Origin of the sequence: Cupriavidus nantongensis (assembly GCF_001598055.1) — a bacterium.
Classification (GTDB): Bacteria; Pseudomonadota; Gammaproteobacteria; order Burkholderiales; family Burkholderiaceae; genus Cupriavidus; species Cupriavidus nantongensis.
Genome location: NZ_CP014845.1, coordinates 1,749,023 through 1,766,456, shown reverse-complemented (window position 1 = coordinate 1,766,456; position 17,434 = coordinate 1,749,023). Strand labels below are relative to the sequence as shown.

General features: G+C 67.5%; 15 protein-coding genes and 1 pseudogene. 2 read left to right on the top strand and 14 right to left on the bottom strand.

Going from position 1 to position 17,434, the window contains the following annotated elements; genetic code table 11:
- Positions 1-29: 29 nt before the first annotated feature.
- The 11 genes and pseudogenes from A2G96_RS28860 to A2G96_RS28810 form a co-directional block, all read right to left on the bottom strand.
- The gene (locus A2G96_RS28860; protein ID WP_082819138.1) at positions 30-1,430 is read right to left on the bottom strand and encodes a 3-carboxy-cis,cis-muconate cycloisomerase; all 1,401 of its coding nucleotides are present in this window, start codon (positions 1,428-1,430) and stop codon (positions 30-32) included.
- A gap of 60 nt (positions 1,431-1,490) precedes the next feature.
- Positions 1,491-2,060, bottom strand: coding sequence for a protocatechuate 3,4-dioxygenase subunit alpha (gene pcaG / locus A2G96_RS28855; protein ID WP_062803560.1), 570 nt, complete (start codon positions 2,058-2,060; stop codon positions 1,491-1,493).
- A 4-nt stretch (positions 2,061-2,064) separates the two neighbouring features.
- Positions 2,065-2,766: a protocatechuate 3,4-dioxygenase subunit beta gene (gene pcaH / locus A2G96_RS28850; RefSeq protein WP_062803559.1), complete on the bottom strand. Its 702-nt coding sequence runs from the start codon at positions 2,764-2,766 to the stop codon at positions 2,065-2,067.
- A 240-nt stretch (positions 2,767-3,006) separates the two neighbouring features.
- Complete coding sequence (locus A2G96_RS28845) at positions 3,007-4,074, bottom strand: porin (protein ID WP_062803558.1); 1,068 nt, start codon at positions 4,072-4,074, stop codon at positions 3,007-3,009.
- 60 nt (positions 4,075-4,134) lie between these two features.
- Positions 4,135-5,397 (bottom strand): annotated as a pseudogene (locus A2G96_RS28840) (malic enzyme-like NAD(P)-binding protein); the annotation flags it as partial.
- A 124-nt stretch (positions 5,398-5,521) separates the two neighbouring features.
- Positions 5,522-6,943, bottom strand: coding sequence for an aspartate ammonia-lyase (gene aspA, locus A2G96_RS28835; protein ID WP_062803557.1), 1,422 nt, complete (start codon positions 6,941-6,943; stop codon positions 5,522-5,524).
- A gap of 31 nt (positions 6,944-6,974) precedes the next feature.
- Positions 6,975-8,018: a dihydroorotase gene (pyrC, locus tag A2G96_RS28830; RefSeq protein ID WP_062803556.1), complete on the bottom strand. Its 1,044-nt coding sequence runs from the start codon at positions 8,016-8,018 to the stop codon at positions 6,975-6,977.
- Positions 8,015-9,286, bottom strand: a complete 1,272-nt coding sequence (locus A2G96_RS28825) for a hydantoinase/carbamoylase family amidase (RefSeq protein ID WP_062804189.1) — start codon at positions 9,284-9,286, stop codon at positions 8,015-8,017. The genes pyrC and A2G96_RS28825 overlap by 4 nt, the downstream gene beginning before the upstream one ends.
- Before the next feature lie 16 nt (positions 9,287-9,302).
- A complete protein-coding gene (locus tag A2G96_RS28820; protein ID WP_062803555.1) occupies positions 9,303-10,253 on the bottom strand; it encodes a dihydroorotate dehydrogenase in 951 nt (316 codons plus the stop codon).
- Complete coding sequence (locus tag A2G96_RS28815; RefSeq protein ID WP_062803554.1) at positions 10,246-11,094, bottom strand: dihydroorotate dehydrogenase electron transfer subunit; 849 nt, start codon at positions 11,092-11,094, stop codon at positions 10,246-10,248. Before A2G96_RS28815 ends, A2G96_RS28820 begins: the two co-directional genes overlap by 8 nt.
- A 71-nt stretch (positions 11,095-11,165) precedes the next feature.
- The gene (locus A2G96_RS28810) at positions 11,166-12,404 is read right to left on the bottom strand and encodes an MFS transporter (RefSeq protein ID WP_062803553.1); all 1,239 of its coding nucleotides are present in this window, start codon (positions 12,402-12,404) and stop codon (positions 11,166-11,168) included.
- A gap of 241 nt (positions 12,405-12,645) precedes the next feature.
- Between A2G96_RS28810 and A2G96_RS28805 the strand changes: the two genes are divergently transcribed.
- Positions 12,646-13,527 (top strand): helix-turn-helix domain-containing protein, encoded by an 882-nt coding sequence (locus tag A2G96_RS28805; RefSeq protein ID WP_062803552.1) that lies wholly within the window; start codon positions 12,646-12,648, stop codon positions 13,525-13,527.
- 32 nt (positions 13,528-13,559) lie between these two features.
- Positions 13,560-13,886, top strand: a complete 327-nt coding sequence (locus tag A2G96_RS28800) for a hypothetical protein (RefSeq protein WP_062803551.1) — start codon at positions 13,560-13,562, stop codon at positions 13,884-13,886.
- Between the two features lie 46 nt (positions 13,887-13,932).
- On the opposite strand, the gene A2G96_RS28795 is transcribed toward A2G96_RS28800, so the two are convergent.
- From A2G96_RS28795 to A2G96_RS28785, 3 genes are all read right to left on the bottom strand, one after another.
- A complete protein-coding gene (locus tag A2G96_RS28795) occupies positions 13,933-15,789 on the bottom strand; it encodes an ABC transporter ATP-binding protein (RefSeq protein ID WP_062803550.1) in 1,857 nt (618 codons plus the stop codon).
- A 123-nt stretch (positions 15,790-15,912) separates the two neighbouring features.
- Positions 15,913-16,941, bottom strand: a complete 1,029-nt coding sequence (locus A2G96_RS28790) for a tripartite tricarboxylate transporter substrate-binding protein (protein WP_062803549.1) — start codon at positions 16,939-16,941, stop codon at positions 15,913-15,915.
- A gap of 102 nt (positions 16,942-17,043) precedes the next feature.
- The gene (locus A2G96_RS28785; RefSeq protein ID WP_062804188.1) at positions 17,044-17,415 is read right to left on the bottom strand and encodes a DUF4387 domain-containing protein; all 372 of its coding nucleotides are present in this window, start codon (positions 17,413-17,415) and stop codon (positions 17,044-17,046) included.
- Between the last annotated feature and the right edge of the window lie 19 nt (positions 17,416-17,434).

The following is a 17,434-nucleotide window of genomic DNA, read 5'->3' as shown; positions in this document are numbered from 1 at the left end:
TGCGATCTCCAGTAGGCGGTTCGGTGGAATCAGTCGGCCGCGCGTTGCGCCAGTGCCGCGTGCCACGCGTGCACGGCGGCATCGGTAAAGGCGGCGGACTGGCCGGCGTAGTTGGCGGGGTCGGCCAGGCGGTCGAGGGTGGCATCGTCGAGCAGCCCGGCGTGCGCGGGATCGTCGGCAAGCGTCTGCGCCAGCGCCTGGCGCAGCGTGGTGCGCTGCGCGGCCGCGCGGCGCGACGCCTGCTCGACCAGGTGATGCGCCTGGAGCCGGCCGATGCGGCCGCCGAGTTCGAGCATGGCCGCCTCGCCCAGGATCAGGCCGTGCGTCAGGTCGAGGTTGGCGCGCATGCGCTCGCCGTCGACCTGCAGGCCGACGGCCACTTCGCCCATCTGGCGCAGCGCACCGGCGGCGAGGGTGACGATCTGGGGCAAGGTGTCCCACTCCGCCTGCCAGCCGCCGAGCGCGCGCTCGTGCTCCTGCACCATGCCGGCCAGCATGGTGGCCACCAGCGGCGGCACGCGCACCGCCGCGCTCAGCACCGCGGCGCAGCCGACCGGATTGCGCTTGTGCGGCATGGTGCTGGAGCCGCCGCGGCCGGGGCCGGACGGCTCGGCGACTTCGGCGACCTCGGTCTGCATCAGCAGCGAGATATCGCGCGCCATCTTGCCCAGCGTGCCGACCAGCATGCCGAGCGCCGTGGCGACCTCTACCAGCCGGTCGCGATGCGCATGCCACGGCAGCGCGGGCAGGTCCAGCTGCAGTTCGCGGGCAAGCTCGCGCGCCACGGCCGGCGCAGCCGCGCCCAGGCTGGCGAGCGTGCCGGCGGCACCGCCGAACTGCAGCGCGCCGGCGTGGCGGCGGGCCGCGTCCAGGCGCGACAGGTCGCGCCGCAAGGCATCCAGCCAGCCCGCGGCCTTGAGGCCGAAGGTGGTGGGCAGGGCATGCTGCAGCCAGGTGCGGCCCACCATCGGCGTGTCGCGGTGCGCCGTCGCCAGCGCCGCGCACGCATGGCCGAGCGCGAGCAGGTCGGCCTGTAGCGCGGGCAGCGCCGCGCCGAGCTGCAGGACCAGCGCGGTGTCGATGATGTCCTGGCTGGTGGCGCCCCAGTGGACGAAGCGCGCGGCCTCGGCATCGCGCGCGGCCACCGCGGCGGTCAGCTGTTTGACGAAGGGAATGGCGAGGTTGCCGGCGGCAACGGCGGACTGTGCGAGCGCGTCCAGGTCGATGACGGCGGGGTCGGTGCTGACTTCGGCGCAGACTTCGGCGATGGCCGCGGCGGCCGCGGCCGGAATCACGCCGCAGCGTGCTTCGGCGCGTGCCAGTGCGGCCTCGACGGCGAGCATGCGCTGCACGGTGCCGGTATCGGAAAAGATTGCGAGCGCGGCCGGGCTGCCGGCCATCGGATCGGTAAGGCGGGTCGAGCTTGGCATGGGGGGCGCCTGGGTGCGTGCCGTCGCCACGCGGGCGACGGCACCGGTAAAAGAAATGCGTCAGATGTCGAAGAACACCGTCTCGCCGGGGCCCTGCAGCACCACGTCCCAGCGCAGCGTGCCGTTGCCCTGCGCGGTGGCGACCAGCGTGCCGCGCCGATCGGCCGGCACCCGTGCCAGCACGCCGTCGGCGGCGTTGGCGGCCGCCTCGTCAGGAAAGTACATGCGCGTGGCCACGTGCTTGAGCAGGCCGCGCATGAACACCGACACCATCAGGTGCGGGGCCTGCGGCTTGCCGTCCGCACCGGGCACCACGCCCGGCTTGACCGTGACAAAGCGGAACGAGCCGTCCTCGGCCGTGGGCACGCGGCCGAAGCCGGTAAAGCCCGGCACCAGCGGCAGGTCGCGCGTGTCCTCCGGATGGCGGTAGCGGCCGGCCGGGTTGGCCTGCCAGAGCTCGACCATGCCGTCGGGCACCGGCGCGCCGAGGGCGTCGGTCACGCGGCCCTCGATGACGATGCGCTGGCCCGCCAGTTCCGGCGCGTCGGCGGTCAGGTCGGCGCAGTTCAGGCCGCTCAGGCCGATGTGCAGGTAGGGGCCGACAGTCTGGGAAGCGGTGGCATATAGCATGGTCTTACTCCATCGGCGTGGCATCGCGGCCACGCAGCACGATATCGAAACGGTAGCCCAGCGCGTATTCCGGCTGCGTGGTCTCCCAGTCGAAGCCGGCGATCAGCCGGTCGCGCGCCTTCTCGTCCGGCACGCAGTTGAAGATCGGGTCGAACGGCAGCAGCGGGTCGCCGGGGAAATACATCTGCGTCACCAGCCGCGTGGCATACGCGTTGCCGAACAGCGAGAAGTGGATATGCTGCGGCCGCCAGGCGTTGTGGTGATTGCGCCAGGGATAGGCGCCCGGCTTGATGGTCTTGAACTGGTAGCGGCCGTCGGCATCGGTAACGACGCGGCCCTCGCCGGAGAAATACGGATCGAGCGGGGCGTCGTGCTGGTCGCGCTTGTGCACGTAGCGGCCGGCGGCGTTGGCCTGCCAGATCTCGATCAGCGCGTCGGGCACCGGGCGGCCGTTCTCGTCGAGGACCCGGCCGCTGACCAGGATGCGCTCGCCGATCGGCTCGCCGCCGTGGCCTGCGGTCAGGTCGTTGTCGCCCGCGCGCACGAACTCGGCGCCGAAGCGCGGGCCGGTGACTTCGGACAGCGACTGCGGAATCTGCACCAGCGGCTGCGACGGCGAGCGCAGCGCGGTCGAGGCATAGGGATCGAAACGATAGGCGGGCTGCGTGTCCCAGTAAGGACGGCGGTACGGGGCCGGTTGGGGCATGGATGGTCTCCGTAATAAGTCGGGGGAGGTCGGGGAAGGGCGGGGGTGGAACCGACTTTAGGAGACGCACAAAGTCATGTAAATTGAGTTATTGAGCAATTTTCATGAATTTTCGGTATGAACGGCGACCGGCTGCCAGCGCCGCCTGCTGCAGGCCGCCACAGCCCCGGGGCCGTGTCGGCGTGACGGCGTAACGACATAACGGCCAAGGCCAACGCCAACGCGCCAGCGGTCCTGACCCTAGAACCGATGCCGCATGCCGGCACCTATCGTCTCGGCATGCGGGCGCCCCGTGACGCGGTCGTAGAAGTATGCGGCATACAGATCGGTCCGCTTTGACAGGTTGTAGTCATAGGCAATGCCGGCCGTATGCCGGCCCATCCCGGCTGCATCGTTGCGGGTGTTGCCATAGGCATAGGAGACCAACACATTGCCCCCACCGGCAGGGATCGATGCGCCGACCTGTCCGTTCGCATGCCGGATATCGCCCTGCGCGCCGTTGATGGCGGTGCGGATGTACTGGGCCTGCCCGAACAGCTTGGCGACACCGAAGTCATAGGTGACGCCAAGCTGCGCCGCAGTCTGCTTGTCGAAGCCGGCGAGGGCTGCGGGTGCCGTCACGTCGCCGGGGATGCCGTTGAATCGTACCTGCTGCAAGGCTGCGGTCGCGGCGAAGGCGCCGTTGAACCAGGTTACGTTGCCGCCCCATTTGTTCTGGCCGGGGCTGCCCGGCTGCTCGCCGAAGGCATAGATCAGGTTCGCGGTCAGGCCGCCGGCGGTTGGCGAGGAGTACACGACCGAGTTCGACCATCCGGAATCGCCGATGATGCCGGGATCGAACACGCGCCCATCGGTTGCCGTCCTGTAGGTGTGGAAAATCGACGGGCTGAAATTGTAGGAATCGACCAGCGGATTGAACAGGATCGTCGACAGGAAATACGGCGTGGTATTGCGCCCTAGCCGCACGGTGCCGTACTTCGAGGATTGCAGCCCGACATAGGCGCTGCGGGTCAGGAAGCCGTCGGCATCGGAGCGGCCGAAGCGCCCGGTGTCGACGCGGTAGAAGCCGTTCAGGTCGAAGATCGCCTTGAGCCCGTCACCGAGGTCTTCGGCGCCGCGCATGCCCCAGTAGGACGTCTGCATGCCGCCGGCACCGACGATGGCCGTGCGCTCGCCGCCAGCGGCGCGGGTGCTGCCGACGAAGGCGTCGACCTGCCCATACAGGGTGACGCTGGACTGCGCCAGGGCCGGCTGTGCCAGGCTCGCGGCGATGGCCGCCGCGGCCAGGGCCGAGTGTTTTGGTTGCATGGTCTCCTCCTATTGTTTTCAGTTGGTGTGGCGTGGAAAAACTTGCCGGCGGCGCGCCGCGAGCTGCGCGCGATAGGCCGCCATGTCTGCGATCGGGCGTCGCGCCACGCCGGCATCGGCGGCCGCCTGGGCCACTGCCGGGGCCAGGCGGGTGATCAGGCGCGGATCGAATGGCGTAGGAATCAGGTAGTCGGGTCCGAATGCCAGCGACCTGCCGGGGTAGGCGGCCGCAACTTCGGGCCCGGGCGCTTCTTCGGCCAGTGCGGCCAACGCGTGTACGCAGGCCAGCTTCATCGATTCGGTGATCGTGGTCGCACCCACGTCGAGCGCGCCCCGGAAAATGAACGGGAAGCACAGCACGTTGTTGACCTGGTTGGGATAGTCGGAGCGGCCGGTCGCGACCAGGCAGTCCGGCCGCGCCTGGCGCGCCGCTTCCGGGCGGATTTCCGGTTCGGGGTTGGCCAGCGCCAGGATCAGCGGCCGTTCGCGCATGCCGCGCAGCATGGCAGGCTCGAGCACCCCCGCACTGGAGCAGCCCAGGAACACGTCGGCGCCTTCCAGTGCCTCGCCGAGGGTTCGTGCCGCGCAGATGGCGGGATCCTGCGCGAAGCGGCGCTTGCTGGGATCGAGCGCTGGCCGGTCCGCCAGGATGACGCCGCGCGAATCGAGCACGGCGATGTGGCCGCGCGGCAGTCCAAGGCTGACCAGCAGGTCCAGGCACGCCAGCGCGGCGGCACCGGCCCCGGAGCACACCAGCCTGACGCGGTCGATCGCCTTGCCGGCCACCTTGAGGCCGTTCAGGATTGCCGCGGCGGCGATGATCGCGGTGCCATGCTGGTCGTCGTGGAACACCGGGATCTGCATCCGCTGGCGCAGGGCCTGTTCGACGTGGAAGCACTCCGGGGCCTTGATGTCTTCGAGGTTGATGCCGCCGAAGGTGGGCTCCAGCATCGCGATGGCATCGACCAGCTTGCCGGGGTCGGTCTCCGCCAGCTCCAGGTCGAAGACATCGATATCCGCGAACAGCTTGAACAGGCAGGCCTTGCCTTCCATGACGGGCTTGGCGGCGAGCGGCCCGAGGTTGCCCAGTCCCAGCACCGCCGTGCCGTTGGTGATCACGCCGACAAGGTTGTTGCGGGCGGTGTAGTGCCGGGCGTCCATGGGCTCGGCGTGGATGGCCTCGCAGGCGGCGGCGACGCCAGGCGAATAGGCCAGCGCCAGGTCGTGCTGGTTGCCGAGGGGCTTGGTCGGCGTGACGGCGATCTTGCCGGGTGTCGGGGTGCGGTGGTACGCGAGGGCGCTTTGCCTGAAGGCGTCGTCCATGTCGGGGTTTGAGAGAATTTTGGGCAAAAGGGGGCCACCGCCCGTGATGACGGGCGAGCGGCCGGCAAAGGATCTGTTGCTAGGGGCTACGCGGCGCCGCCGCCGTACTGGCCGTGCCTGCCGTTCATGGCTTGCCGCCCGGCGTGTCGGCACGCGGCCGGATCAGGGATTCCGGGCGCAATGCGTCGTCGAGCGCCTCGGCAGTCATCAGGCCGCGTGCCAGCACCACTTCTCGGATGGTGGTGCCTTTGGCATGGGCCTCGGCGGCGACCGAGGTCGCGTTCTTGTAGCCGATCACCGGATTGAGCGCCGTGACCAGTGCGATTGAGCGCTCGATGGTCTCGCGCAGGCGTTCGGGGTTGGCGGTAATGCCGTCGACGCACTTGTACGCCAGCGTCAGGCAGCCATTGGTCAGGTGGCGGAAACTGCGGAGCAGGCTGGCGGCAATCACCGGCTCGAAGGCGTTGAGCTGCAACTGGCCGGCCTCGGCGGCAAAGGTGATGGTGGTGTCGTTGCCGAACACTTCGAAGGCGATCTGATTGACCACCTCGGGAATGACGGGGTTGACCTTGCCCGGCATGATCGACGAGCCCGCCTGCATCGGCGGCAGGTTGATCTCGCCAAAGCCGGCGCGCGGCCCGCTCGACAGCAGCCGCAGGTCGTTGCAGGTCTTGGACAGCTTGACGGCGATGCGCTTGAGCACACCGGAGATCTGCACGAAGGCGCCGCAATCCTGCGTGGCTTCGACCAGGTTGGGCGCGAGGCACAGGTTGATGCCGGTGATGCGGCGCAGCGCGGACAAGGCCTTCGGCGCATAGTCAGGGTGCGCGGTGATGCCGGTGCCGATCGCGGTGGCGCCCAGATTGATCTCGCGGATCAGCAAGGCGGTTTCGCGCAGGCGCGCCATGTCTTCTTCGAGCATGACCGCGTAGGTGGAGAACTCCTGCCCCAGCGTCATCGGCACCGCATCCTGCAACTGGGTGCGGCCGAGCTTGAGCAGGCCGGCGAACTCGGTCGACTTGCGTTCGAACGCCGCGCGCAGGACTTCCATCGCTTCGAGCAGGTGCTCGATGGCAAAGTACGTGGCAATGCGCAGCGCGGTCGGATAGACGTCATTGGTGCTCTGCGCCATGTTGACGTGCTCGTTGGGATGCAGGAAGCGGTATTCGCCCTTGCCGTGCCCCATGTGCTCGAGTGCCCGGTTGCAGATCACCTCGTTGGCATTCATGTTAGTCGACGTGCCGGCTCCGCCCTGGATCGTGTCGACGATGAACTGGTCGTGCAGCATGCCCTCGCGCACGTCATGGCACGCGGCCAGGATGGCGTCGCGCTGGTTTGCAGGCAGCAGGCCAAGCTCAGCGTTGGCCTCGGCCGCAGCCTGCTTGACCGATGCCAGCGCAATGATCAGCTCGGGCCACGACGAGATGGGCGTGCCGCTGATCTGGAAGTTCTCCCAGGCCCGCAGCGTGTGGACGCCGTAGTAGGCGTCGGCCGGCACCTGGCGTTCGCCGAGCAGGTCGGCTTCGGTGCGATAGGTATTGGTCATGATGATGCGATCCGATGAGGGTTGGCGTCGGCTAGGCCAGCGTCCAGGGCAGGGTCTCGCCGGCGAGGAACTGCCGGATGCGCCGGCCGTCCGGCAGTTCGAGCTGTTCTGGCACCTGCATGGGGCTGCGGTGGAACGTGATCGTGTCCTGGTTCGGGGGCATGCCGTAGAAGCGCGCGCCGTTGTCGCTGGCGAAGGCTTCGAAGCGATCCAGCGCGTGCTCCTCTTCGAACACGGTCAGGTAGGCCTGCAACGCGACCGGCGCGCTGAAGATCCCTGCACAACCGCAGGCGGATTGCTTGGCTTGCGTGTCGTGCGGTGCCGAGTCGGTGCCGAGAAAGAATGCCGGCGAGCCCGAGGTCGCGGCGCGGCGCAGCGCCAGCCGGTGCCGCTCGCGCTTCAAGACCGGCAGGCAGTAGTAGTGCGGCCGGATGCCGCCCGCGAACATGGCATTGCGGTTGAACATCAGGTGCTGCGGCGTGATGGTGGCGGCCAGCCTGCCGCTGATGTCGCAAAGGACGAAATCGGCCGCTTCGGCGGTGGTGATATGTTCCAGCACCACCTTCAGGCGCGGATAGCGCGCCAGCAGTGGCCGCAACGTGGCCTGCAGGAACGCGGCTTCGCGATCGAAGACATCGACCGCAGGATCGGTGCTTTCGCCGTGGATCAGCAGCGGCATGCCGATGTCCTGCATGACCGCCAGCACGTCCGCTATGCGGTCGATCGAGGTCACGCCGTACTCGGAATGGGTGGTCGCGCCGGCGGGATACAGCTTTGCGGCGGCAAAGGCACCGGCGTCGAAACCGGCGCGGATCTCCGCTGCGGCGGTGGTGTCGCACAGGTAGCAGGTCATCAGCGGCGTGAAGGCGGATCCCGGCGGCAATGCGCCAACGATACGTTCACGATAGGCGATGGCCGCTTCCGCGGTGGTAACCGGCGGTTTCAGGTTGGGCATCACCACGGCGCGGCCGGACTGGCTGGCCGACGCCGGCAGCACCGCGCGCAGCAGGTCGCCGTCGCGCAGGTGCAGGTGCCAGTCGTCCGGGCGGCGGATGGTCAGGGTCTGCACGGTCATGGCTGCCTCCCGGCGCGGATGCCTTCGAGTGCCCGATACATGACCTGGGTGCCGAGCATGAAATCGTCCAGGTCCATCGCTTCTTCCGGGTTGTGCGAGCCGTGCTCGTTGCGGACAAAGAGCATGGCGGTGGGGATGCCGGCATTGGCAAACAGCGCGGCGTCGTGCCCGGCGCCGCTCGGCACCATTTCCATCGGGACGCCGGCGCCGGCGCACGCGCCGCGCAGCAGGTCCGACAGCGCCGGGTCCATCGTCGCCGGTGCCGATTCGATACGGCGGTCGAACTCGAAATGCACGCCGCGGTCGCGGCTGATGGCCTTGCACTCCGTGCGCAGCAACTGGTAGAAGCCTTCCAGCGTGTCCACGCTCTTGCTGCGCATCTCGAAGCTGAATTCAACCTTGCCGGGAATCCGTGAAATGGAATGCTCCGCGGGGTCGGTGGACACCACACCCGTGGTCACGACGAGGTCCGTGCCGCGCTCGAGCAGCACCTTCCAGTGTTCGTCGAGCCGCGTGATCAACTCGGCCACGGCGAACATCGCATCCTTGCGCAGCCAGCGCGGCACCGCGCCGGAATGGCCAGGTTCGCCAAGGCAGGCAATGCGGTTGTGGCGGATGTTCCCGCGAATGCCCGGCACCACCGCCAGCGGCAGCTTGCGGGCCACCATCACCGGGCCCTGTTCAATATGCAGTTCCAGGTATGCCGCGGCTGCCGCGCGGTCGAACAAGGGTTGTTGCGCCGCAATGGCCTCGACGTCGGCGCCGACCGCGGCCATGCAATCGGCAAGCGTCTTGCCCGAACTGCGGTGCTTCAGTGCCAGGTCGTCGGGGCCAAGCTTGCCCAGCGCGGCGCCAGATCCCAGGTAGGCCTTGCCGAACCACGCGCTTTCCTCGCCACGGAAGGCGATCACGCGCAGCGGCGCGGCGCCGGATCCGCCCTGTGCCTTGCGTGCGATCAGGCATAGCAGGCCGGCAACGATTCCCGCCAGGCCGTCGAAGTTGCCGCCTTGCGGCACAGAATCGACATGCGAGCCGACCCACGCGGCCGGCGCATGCGCGCCTTCATCGGGCAGCGCGAACACGAGGTTGGCCGCGCGATCGCACTGCACGTCCAGCCCGTGCTGCCCGGCAAAGCGCCGCAGGTAGTCGGCCGCGGCCGATTCGCCGGCACCATAGCTGTCGCGGGTAATGCCGACGCCGTCGAACGTCAGCGCGCCGATGTCGGCGAACAATTGGTCCGCCAGCGGCTTGAGTTCCAGGATATCCATGGGCATGTCCCCTTGCTCAACCCGACTGCTGCGCGAAGCGCAGCCAGCGGTCGCTGAGCTGGCGATCGAGGATCACCTGCCCGGTCAGGTCGCGGACCGATGCGATGCCGGCTTGGTCGCAGTAAGCATCGAGCCCGGCGATGATCTTCTGCATGATGCCGGGGTCCCGGAACGAGGCGGTGCCGACCTGGACCGCCGACGCCCCCGCCAGCATGAACTCGATCGCGTCCTCGGCGCTCTGGATGCCGCCGCAGCCGATGATGGGGATGCGCACGGCGCGATAGCACTGGTGCACCAGCCGCAAGGCAATCGGCTTGATCGCCGGCCCGGACAGGCCTCCCATGACATTGCCAAGCTTGGGCTGGCGCGTGCGGATATCGATCGCCATGCCGAGCACGGTGTTGCCCATCACGATCGCATCGGCACCGGCTTCCTCGGCGGCGCGCGCGACCGCCGCGATATTGCCCGCGTTGGGCGTCAGCTTGACCCAGAACGGGTGCCGGGTGCGGCGCCGGATCGCTGAGACAGCCCTGTAGGTGGTCTCGGGCAACATGGCAAAGGCCATGCCGTCGGCTTCCAGATTGGGGCAGGAGATATTGGCCTCGATCACGGCGACTTCCGGCAGCGACATCTGTTCGCAGGCGGAGCCGAACTCTTCGGCCGTATCGGCGGAAATCGATACCACGACGGGCGTGTCGTATTGCGTATAGGCGGGCAGGACTTCCTTGCGGTAGTAGTCGAGCCCCTTGCTGGGAATGCCGATCGAATTCAGCATTCCGCTGAAGGTCTCTGCCACGCGCGGGGTGGGGTTGCCCGCCCGAGACTTGGGCGAGACGCTCTTGATGACCAGCGCGCCCAGGCGGTCGAGATCCATCGCCTCGCGGTACTCGATGGCGAAGCAGCCGGATGCGGGCATCACGGGGTTGCGCAACGTCAGGTCGCCAACCCGGACAGTCAGATCAGCCAAATTCCACCTCCCCCACCACCTCACGAATCTTGAAAACCGGACCTTCGCGGCAGACGCGCAGGAATTGCTTGTCGCCGTCGCAATCGAACAGCCGCACGCACGACAGGCACACGCCCATGCCGCACGCCATGCGCTGCTCCATCGCGACCTCGCCCTGGACGCCAGGGTGGTCCTGCAGGACGCGCTGCAGCAGCATCAGCAGGCGATGCGAGCCGCAGGTGTAGACCGCATCGGGCCGTTGCGTGTCGATCAGGCGGCGGACCAGGGCCTCGACCGCCTCGACCGAGGAAGTGCCGTCGGCATCGAACACGGCGTGCACCTGCGCGCTGGCGCCGCGCAGGAACTCCTTTTCCATCAGGTCGCCTGCGGTGCGCGCCGACATGATCGCGGTGATGGCGGTGCCGGCGTCGGCGGCCTGGCGTACCAGCGGCGCCATCGTCGCCAGCCCGACGCCGCGCGCGACCACCAGAATGCGCCGGAACGAGGGCTCGAACGTAAACGTGTTGCCAAGCGGACCGACGATGTCCAGATGGCCATCGACCGGGAGCGTGGCCATCGCGCGCGTGCCAACGCCGGTGACGTTGTAGAGAAACTCGATGCGCCCGCTTTCCGGGCCGGCGCCATAGACGCTCATCGGCCGCAGCAGGAAGGGCTGGGCATCGGCGGTAGTGGGACAGCTGAGCTGGTAGAACTGTCCCGGCCGGGTCATCGCAGCGATCGGGGCCTTCGATTCGAGCCGGATGTACTTGTAGCGCTGGTTGACCCAGTAATGCTCAACGATTCGACAGCGATAGGAGGCTACGGTAGCCGCGGAATCCGCGCTACACACGGTGGCACACATGGTGATGACTCCAGAGGATGGCGCTGCGCCGGACGGCGCAGCGCGGGAATGGCTGGTGCGTGGTTCCGGCCTTATTCCAGTTCCACGCCCTTCAGTTCGGGGATCAGGAAGAGGGTGGCGATCATGTCGATCACGTAGATGCTCGCCAGCAGGGCGATTGCCAGCTGGAACGAGTACGCAGCGGCGATGGCGCCGACTACGATCGGCCCCAGCCCGCCGACGGCGCGCCCGATGTTGAACAGCACGTTCTGTGCGGTGGCCCGGGCCGCGGTCGGATACGCTTCGGAAATCAGCGCGCCATAGCCGCCGATCATGCCGTTGACGAACATGCCCATGACGGCGCCGGCCCACAGCATGGTCATGGGATCGGACAGCCTGGCATAGGTCAGCACCATGGCCACCGCGCCCGCCTGGAACATCAGGAAAGTCGGCTTGCGGCCGATGCGGTCCGCCAGGTGGCCAAAGACATAGACGCCGATCATCATGCCGACGATGGTCACCGAGGTCCACAACGCCGACTTGGTCAGCGAGAAGCCAAGGGTCTTGGACAGGTAGGTCGGCAGCCAGATCATGATGCCGTAGTAGCCGAAGTTCTGGACCGAGCACAGGATCACGATGCCAAGGCTGGTACGGGTGGTCTTGCCATCCGCGACCAGCAACCGGAATGCATTGGGCTTGTTCTCCGTGCGTGCGCTGCGCACGAACACTTCGGGCTCGTGCAGCCGGTTGCGGATGAACCAGGCCACCAGCGCCGGCAGCACCCCGATCACGAACATGCCGCGCCAACCCACCAGCGGCAGCAGCAACGGCGTCAGCAGCGCCGCCATCAGCACGCCCGCCTGCCAGCCCAGCGCGACATAGGACGATACGCGCGCGCGCTTGCTGGCCGGCCACGCCTCGGCGGCCAGCGCCATGCCGATGCCGAACTCGCCGCCGAGACCGATGCCGGCAATGGTGCGGTAGATCAGCAGGTCCCAGAAGCCCTGGGCCAGCGCGCACATGCCGGTGAATGCCGCGAACAAGACGATGGTCCACGTCAGCACCCTGACGCGGCCATAGCGGTCGCTCAACGCGCCGAAGATGATGCCGCCGGCCACGGCCCCGACCAGTGTCCACGTGACCAGCGCGCCGGACTGGCTGGTGGTCAGCAGCAGCGAGGCACTGATCGCCGGCAGCATGAAGCCCAGGATCAGAAGGTCGAACCCGTCCATGGCGTAGCCGATGGCGGAGCCGGCCAGGGCTTTCCATGCGTACGGCGAAGTCGGCGCCTCCGTCGCTGTTACGGGTTGGGTCAGGGGCTGGCTTGTCATGCTGTCTCCATTTTTAGACTGTATGCCTCTTAAAAAGCACTACGCCGCTGCATTCGTGGAGGACGGCACGAATGCATTGCGTAGCACTGGTGAAAATCTTTTTTTTTAGACTATGCGGCCTGGCGCGGCATGGCAAGCGTTTTTCGGGCGTTTCCGGGTTTTTCCCTAGCAGCACCGGCAATGGATGTGCACGGCGCGGGCACCGTGCTATAGTGGCGAAAATCTAATTATTGAGACAGACATGGAACGTCGCGCCAGCGGAACCGGCGGGATCGACTTCGAGGCGCTGGGCGCGCGGCTGCGTGCCTATCGGCTCGGTGCGCAACTGCGTGCCGAGCAGATTGCCGAGGTGCTGGGCATTTCCCGCGCAGCGGTCTATCGCATGGAGAAGGGCGAGATCGTCAAGATCGAGACGCTCGAGCGCCTGGCCGGCATCCTCGATACCTCGCTGGAATCGCTGCTCGGCGCGGGCACGGAATACTACCCGTCAGCCATCGCCTACATCGAGCGCATGCGCCAGCTCGAACAAGGCGCCACCCGGATCCTTGCCCACTTCGAGCCGATATCGTTCCTGCTGACCTCGCCGGACTATGACCGCTATCTGGAGCAGATGCTCAGGGAGAGCGGCGACAACGACGACGGCCGCATCCAGGCCATCATGGCCTTGCTGCGGGAGCGCAAGGAATCGTATGCATCGCACCCGGCGCCCATCATCAGCCTGATCGGATTGCGCGAGCTTGAGCGGTTCGTCCATTTCGGGCTGGTCGGCAGGATGGACCTGCCTCCCGCGACCCGCATGGAGCGATCGCTGGCGGCGCGCGCGGAAGTGGAGCGCATCGCGGTGTTGCTGGAACAGCAGCACGCGGGGATGCAGATCGGCATCGTCAACGAGAGCATGCCCCACGCAACGTTCCAGATCTTCGAGCGGCCAAGCGGCTCGTATGTGGCCATCAGTCCGTTCCGCTTCGGCGAGTTTCCCAACATTTCGGCGGGCATCGCCTCGGTCACGGCCGCGCCGGAAGCGGTATCGCTTTACACCAACATGGTCGAGGCACTCTGGCAACGCGCCTACAAGGGCCCCGATGGTGCCGGACTTTTGCGGCGCATGCTGCAGCAGGTCTGAGCGGTTCGTTTTTTCCCCCTGAGAGACTATCCATGGACTTCAAGACGGTTACAGAGCAGTTTGCCAGCAGCGTGCCGGGGACGGACGCATTCCTCAAGGTCAAGGAGCAATCGCTGGCGCTGATGTCCGCCGATCCGGACCACGCCGCCGCGTACTTCCTGGTCTACGGTTTCGCGCGGTCGTATGTGATCCTGCATGACGACGAGGGAATTACCACCGAGGTAGCCAATGCCGCCCAGGCGCAGCTGCTGGGCTATATGCGCTCGATCGAGCAGGCGCTTGGCGGCGGGGAGCAGGCGCTGCTGGGCGCGATGAACCGGATCGTTCTTGACTATGATGGCCGGCGCCAGCTCTTTTGAATTGGCCGGATGGGGGCTTGTCCGTGCCTGACGATCGCCCGCCGCGCTACTGCACCGACTCCGGCACCTCATCCTGCTCTTCACCCAAAAAGCCGCCGCTCTGGTGCCGCCACAGCCGCGCATAGGTGCCGTTCTTCGCCAGCAGTTCGGCGTGCGTGCCCTGTTCGATGATGCGGCCCTGGTCCATCACGATCAGGCGGTCCATCGCGGCGATGGTGGAGAGGCGGTGGGCGATCGCGATCACGGTCTTGCCCTCCATCATTTCGTCGAGGCTTTCCTGGATCGCGGCCTCGACTTCCGAATCGAGCGCGCTGGTGGCTTCGTCCAGCAGCAGGATGGGCGCGTTCTTCAACATCACGCGCGCAATCGCGATGCGCTGGCGCTGGCCGCCCGAGAGCTTGACGCCGCGTTCGCCGACCAGCGTGTCGTAGCCGGTGTGGCCATGCTGGTCGCTCAGCTGGCGGATAAAGTCATCGGCCTGGGCGTGCACCGCGGCGTGGCGGATCTCCGCATCGGTGGCGTTGGGGCGGCCGTAGGCGATGTTGTCGCGGATCGAGCGATGCAGCAGCGAGGTGTCCTGCGTGACCATGCCGATGGCGCTGCGCAGGCTGTCCTGCGTCACCGTGGCGATGTCCTGCCCGTCGATGCGGATACGTCCGCTGTCCACGTCATAGAAACGCAGCAGCAGGTTGATCAGCGTGGACTTGCCCGCGCCGGAGCGGCCCACCAGCCCGATCTTCTCGCCGGGACGCACGGTCAGGCTGAGGCCGTCGAGCACCTGCCGTTCGCCGTTGTAATTGAAGCTGACCTGGTCGAATTCCACTTCGCCGCGCCGGATCTGCAGCGCCGGCGCGCCGGGCGCGTCCTGCACCTTGGCCACATGCGTCAGCGTGGCAATGCCGTCCTGCACCGTGCCGATGTTCTCGAACAACGAAGCCATCTGCCACATGATCCAGTGCGACATGCCGTTGATGCGCAGCGCCATGGCGGTGACCGCGGCCACCGCGCCGGTGCCGATCTCGGCGCGATGCCACAGCCACAGCGCATAGCCGCCCGCCGCCAGGATCAGCGCCACCACCAAAGCCTGGTTGACGATCTCGAACTGGCTGACGAGGCGCATCTGCCGGAACCCCGTCTCCTTGAAATCCTCCATCGCCGCGCGCGCGAAGTGCGCCTCGCGCCTGGTGTGCGAGAACAGCTTGACCGTGGTGATGTTGGTGTAGGCGTCGGTGACGCGGCCGGTCATCGACGAGCGCGCATGCGCCTGCTCCTGCCCGACCTTGCCCAGCCGCGGCACGAAATACAGCATGGCCAGGCCGAACAGCACGATCCAGCCGATGAAGGGCAGCATCAGCCGGAAATCGAAGCCGCCCGCCAGCGCGATGATGGTGATGAAGTACACGCCGATGGCGAGCACGATCTCGATAAAGGTGAACAGCACCTCGCGCACCGCCAGCGCGGTCTGCATGACCTTGGTGGTGACCCGTCCGGCAAATTCATCGGAGAAGAAGGACAGGCTCTGCCTGAGCATCAACCGGTGGAAATCCCAGCGCAGCCGCAGCGGCAGGTTGATCGCCAGCACCTGATGCTGCACCATGGTGCGCAGTGCCACCAGGCCGATGCTGGTGACCAGCACGATGCCGATCCCCCACAGCACGCGCTGCTCCTGTGCCGAAGCTTCGCGGTTGCCCTGCCACGCCGCCAGCAGATCCACCACTTGCCCGAGGAAGGAGAACAGCCAGGCTTCGTAGATCGACACGCCGGCGCTCAGCAGCGCCAGCGCGACGAAGTAGCGGCGGGTACCGCGGGTGCAGGCCCACAGGAAGGCCGCCAGGCCCTTGGGCGGCGGCGGTGCCTCGTCGGGCGGGAAGGGATCAAGCAGACGTTCGAACGCGCGCAGCACGGGGTCCTCCGAAACGGCAGAAGGCCCGCGATCCGGCCGGCATGCGGACCGGGCGGCCTTCGACGGTGTGAGGCGCAGATTCTACCCCCGTAAGCCAGGCGGTGCAGGGCGTGGCGGCAGAGCCTATTCCGCGATGATCTTGCGTTCCACGGCGATGCGCTTCCACTGCGCGAGGTCCTGCTTCATGCGCGCGCCGAACTCCGCAGGCGTCGCGGCCAGCGGGCGCGAGCCGTCCGGCTCGAGGATCGCGCGCACTTCCGGCGACGCGGCGATTTCGGCAATCTCGCGATTGAGCCGCTGCACCAGCGCGGCCGGCGCGCCCGCCGGCGCCAGCACGCCGACCCAGATCTCGATGCCATAGCCCGGCACCGACGCGGCCAGTGGCGGCAAGTCCGGAAACGCGGGGTTCGGCGCCGCCGAGGTCACGGCCAGCGGCCTGACCTTGCCGGACTTGATCTGCGTGGCGATCGAGCTGTAGTTCGACATCATCACGTCGATCTGCCCGGCGGCCAGGTCGATCAGCGCGTTGGCCGCGCCCTTGTACGGCACGTGCATCATCTGGACCTTCGAGGTGTCGCACAGCAGTTCGGTGGCGAGCTGGCCGAGCGAGCCGACCCCGGCCGAGCCGTAGCTGATCGCCCCAGGCCGGGCGCGCGCCGCGGCGACAAGATCGGCCGGCGTGCGGATCGAGCGGGATGCCGCGCTGCTGGACGATACCGCCAGAAGCAGCGGACCGTCGGCCACCAGCGCCACCGGCGCGAACGCGGTCAGCGGGTCATACGGCGAGCGCGCCTGCGTGGCGGCAGCGGTCAGGAAGGTCGACGACGTCAGCAGCAGCACGGAGCCGTCGCGCGGCCCCTTGGCCACGTAGTCGGCGCCCAGCACGCCCGCCACACCGGGGCGGTTCTCCACGATCACGGTGTTGCCGAGGCGCTTGGCCAGTGAGGGTGCGATGGCGCGCGCGATCACGTCATTGCTGGCGCCCGCCGAGAACGGCACCACGATCCGCATCAGCGGCGGGACCGAGGCCGCATGATCGGGCGGCGCAGCGGTGGCGGACAGCGGGGAGGCGGCCATCGCCGCCGCGGCCACCGCTACGGGCAGGCGGCATGCAAGCCGGTGCAAGATGCGCTTGAAACAGGTCTTGTCCATACGTCGTTCCGAAATCGTCGTGTTGCAGCAGCGCGGCAACGCTGCGGAAGCGGCCGGCGCGCGGCCCGGACCATCCGGGCCACGGCGGGCCGCGCGGAAAGATCAGGCGGGAATCTCCAGCGTCAGCAGCGGCGCATATTGCTGCGCGCCGAAGATATCGCCATCGCCCGCACTGCCGCTGGGCTGCGCGCGGTACATGGTGAACTTGATGGCGAAGGCCGGCTCGTATTCGACGAAATCCGAAATGCGCGAGACCGGCACGCCGAACAGCGCGGCCATGCTTTCGCGGGTCAGCACGCGGGAGCGCTTGACTCGTTCATATTCGGCTTGCTCGCGGAAAATGATGTCGAAGGTAATCTTGTTGACGCCGGCGTTCTTGCTGCGGATGGTCTTGGCGAGCGCGTGCAGCGGCTGCGTCGATGCCGCGGTGGGGGCGGCGGCCGGGTAGGGCGATGGTTGGCTGGCAATGGTCATGGTGGCTTCCTTGGCAACG

Excerpts from the sequence above, each read along its gene's own strand:
- A2G96_RS28860 (WP_082819138.1), bottom strand. The coding sequence starts at position 1,430 with ATGCCAAGCTCGACCCGCCTTACCGATCCGATGGCCGGCAGCCCGGCC.
- pcaG (WP_062803560.1), bottom strand. The coding sequence starts at position 2,060 with ATGCTATATGCCACCGCTTCCCAGACTGTCGGCCCCTACCTGCACATC.
- pcaH (WP_062803559.1), bottom strand. The coding sequence starts at position 2,766 with ATGCCCCAACCGGCCCCGTACCGCCGTCCTTACTGGGACACGCAGCCC.
- A2G96_RS28845 (WP_062803558.1), bottom strand. The coding sequence starts at position 4,074 with ATGCAACCAAAACACTCGGCCCTGGCCGCGGCGGCCATCGCCGCGAGC.
- aspA (WP_062803557.1), bottom strand. The coding sequence starts at position 6,943 with ATGACCAATACCTATCGCACCGAAGCCGACCTGCTCGGCGAACGCCAG.
- pyrC (WP_062803556.1), bottom strand. The coding sequence starts at position 8,018 with ATGACCGTGCAGACCCTGACCATCCGCCGCCCGGACGACTGGCACCTG.
- A2G96_RS28825 (WP_062804189.1), bottom strand. The coding sequence starts at position 9,286 with ATGGATATCCTGGAACTCAAGCCGCTGGCGGACCAATTGTTCGCCGAC.
- A2G96_RS28815 (WP_062803554.1), bottom strand. The coding sequence starts at position 11,094 with ATGTGTGCCACCGTGTGTAGCGCGGATTCCGCGGCTACCGTAGCCTCC.
- A2G96_RS28810 (WP_062803553.1), bottom strand. The coding sequence starts at position 12,404 with ATGACAAGCCAGCCCCTGACCCAACCCGTAACAGCGACGGAGGCGCCG.
- A2G96_RS28805 (WP_062803552.1), top strand. The coding sequence starts at position 12,646 with ATGGAACGTCGCGCCAGCGGAACCGGCGGGATCGACTTCGAGGCGCTG.
- A2G96_RS28800 (WP_062803551.1), top strand. The coding sequence starts at position 13,560 with ATGGACTTCAAGACGGTTACAGAGCAGTTTGCCAGCAGCGTGCCGGGG.
- A2G96_RS28790 (WP_062803549.1), bottom strand. The coding sequence starts at position 16,941 with ATGGACAAGACCTGTTTCAAGCGCATCTTGCACCGGCTTGCATGCCGC.
- A2G96_RS28785 (WP_062804188.1), bottom strand. The coding sequence starts at position 17,415 with ATGACCATTGCCAGCCAACCATCGCCCTACCCGGCCGCCGCCCCCACC.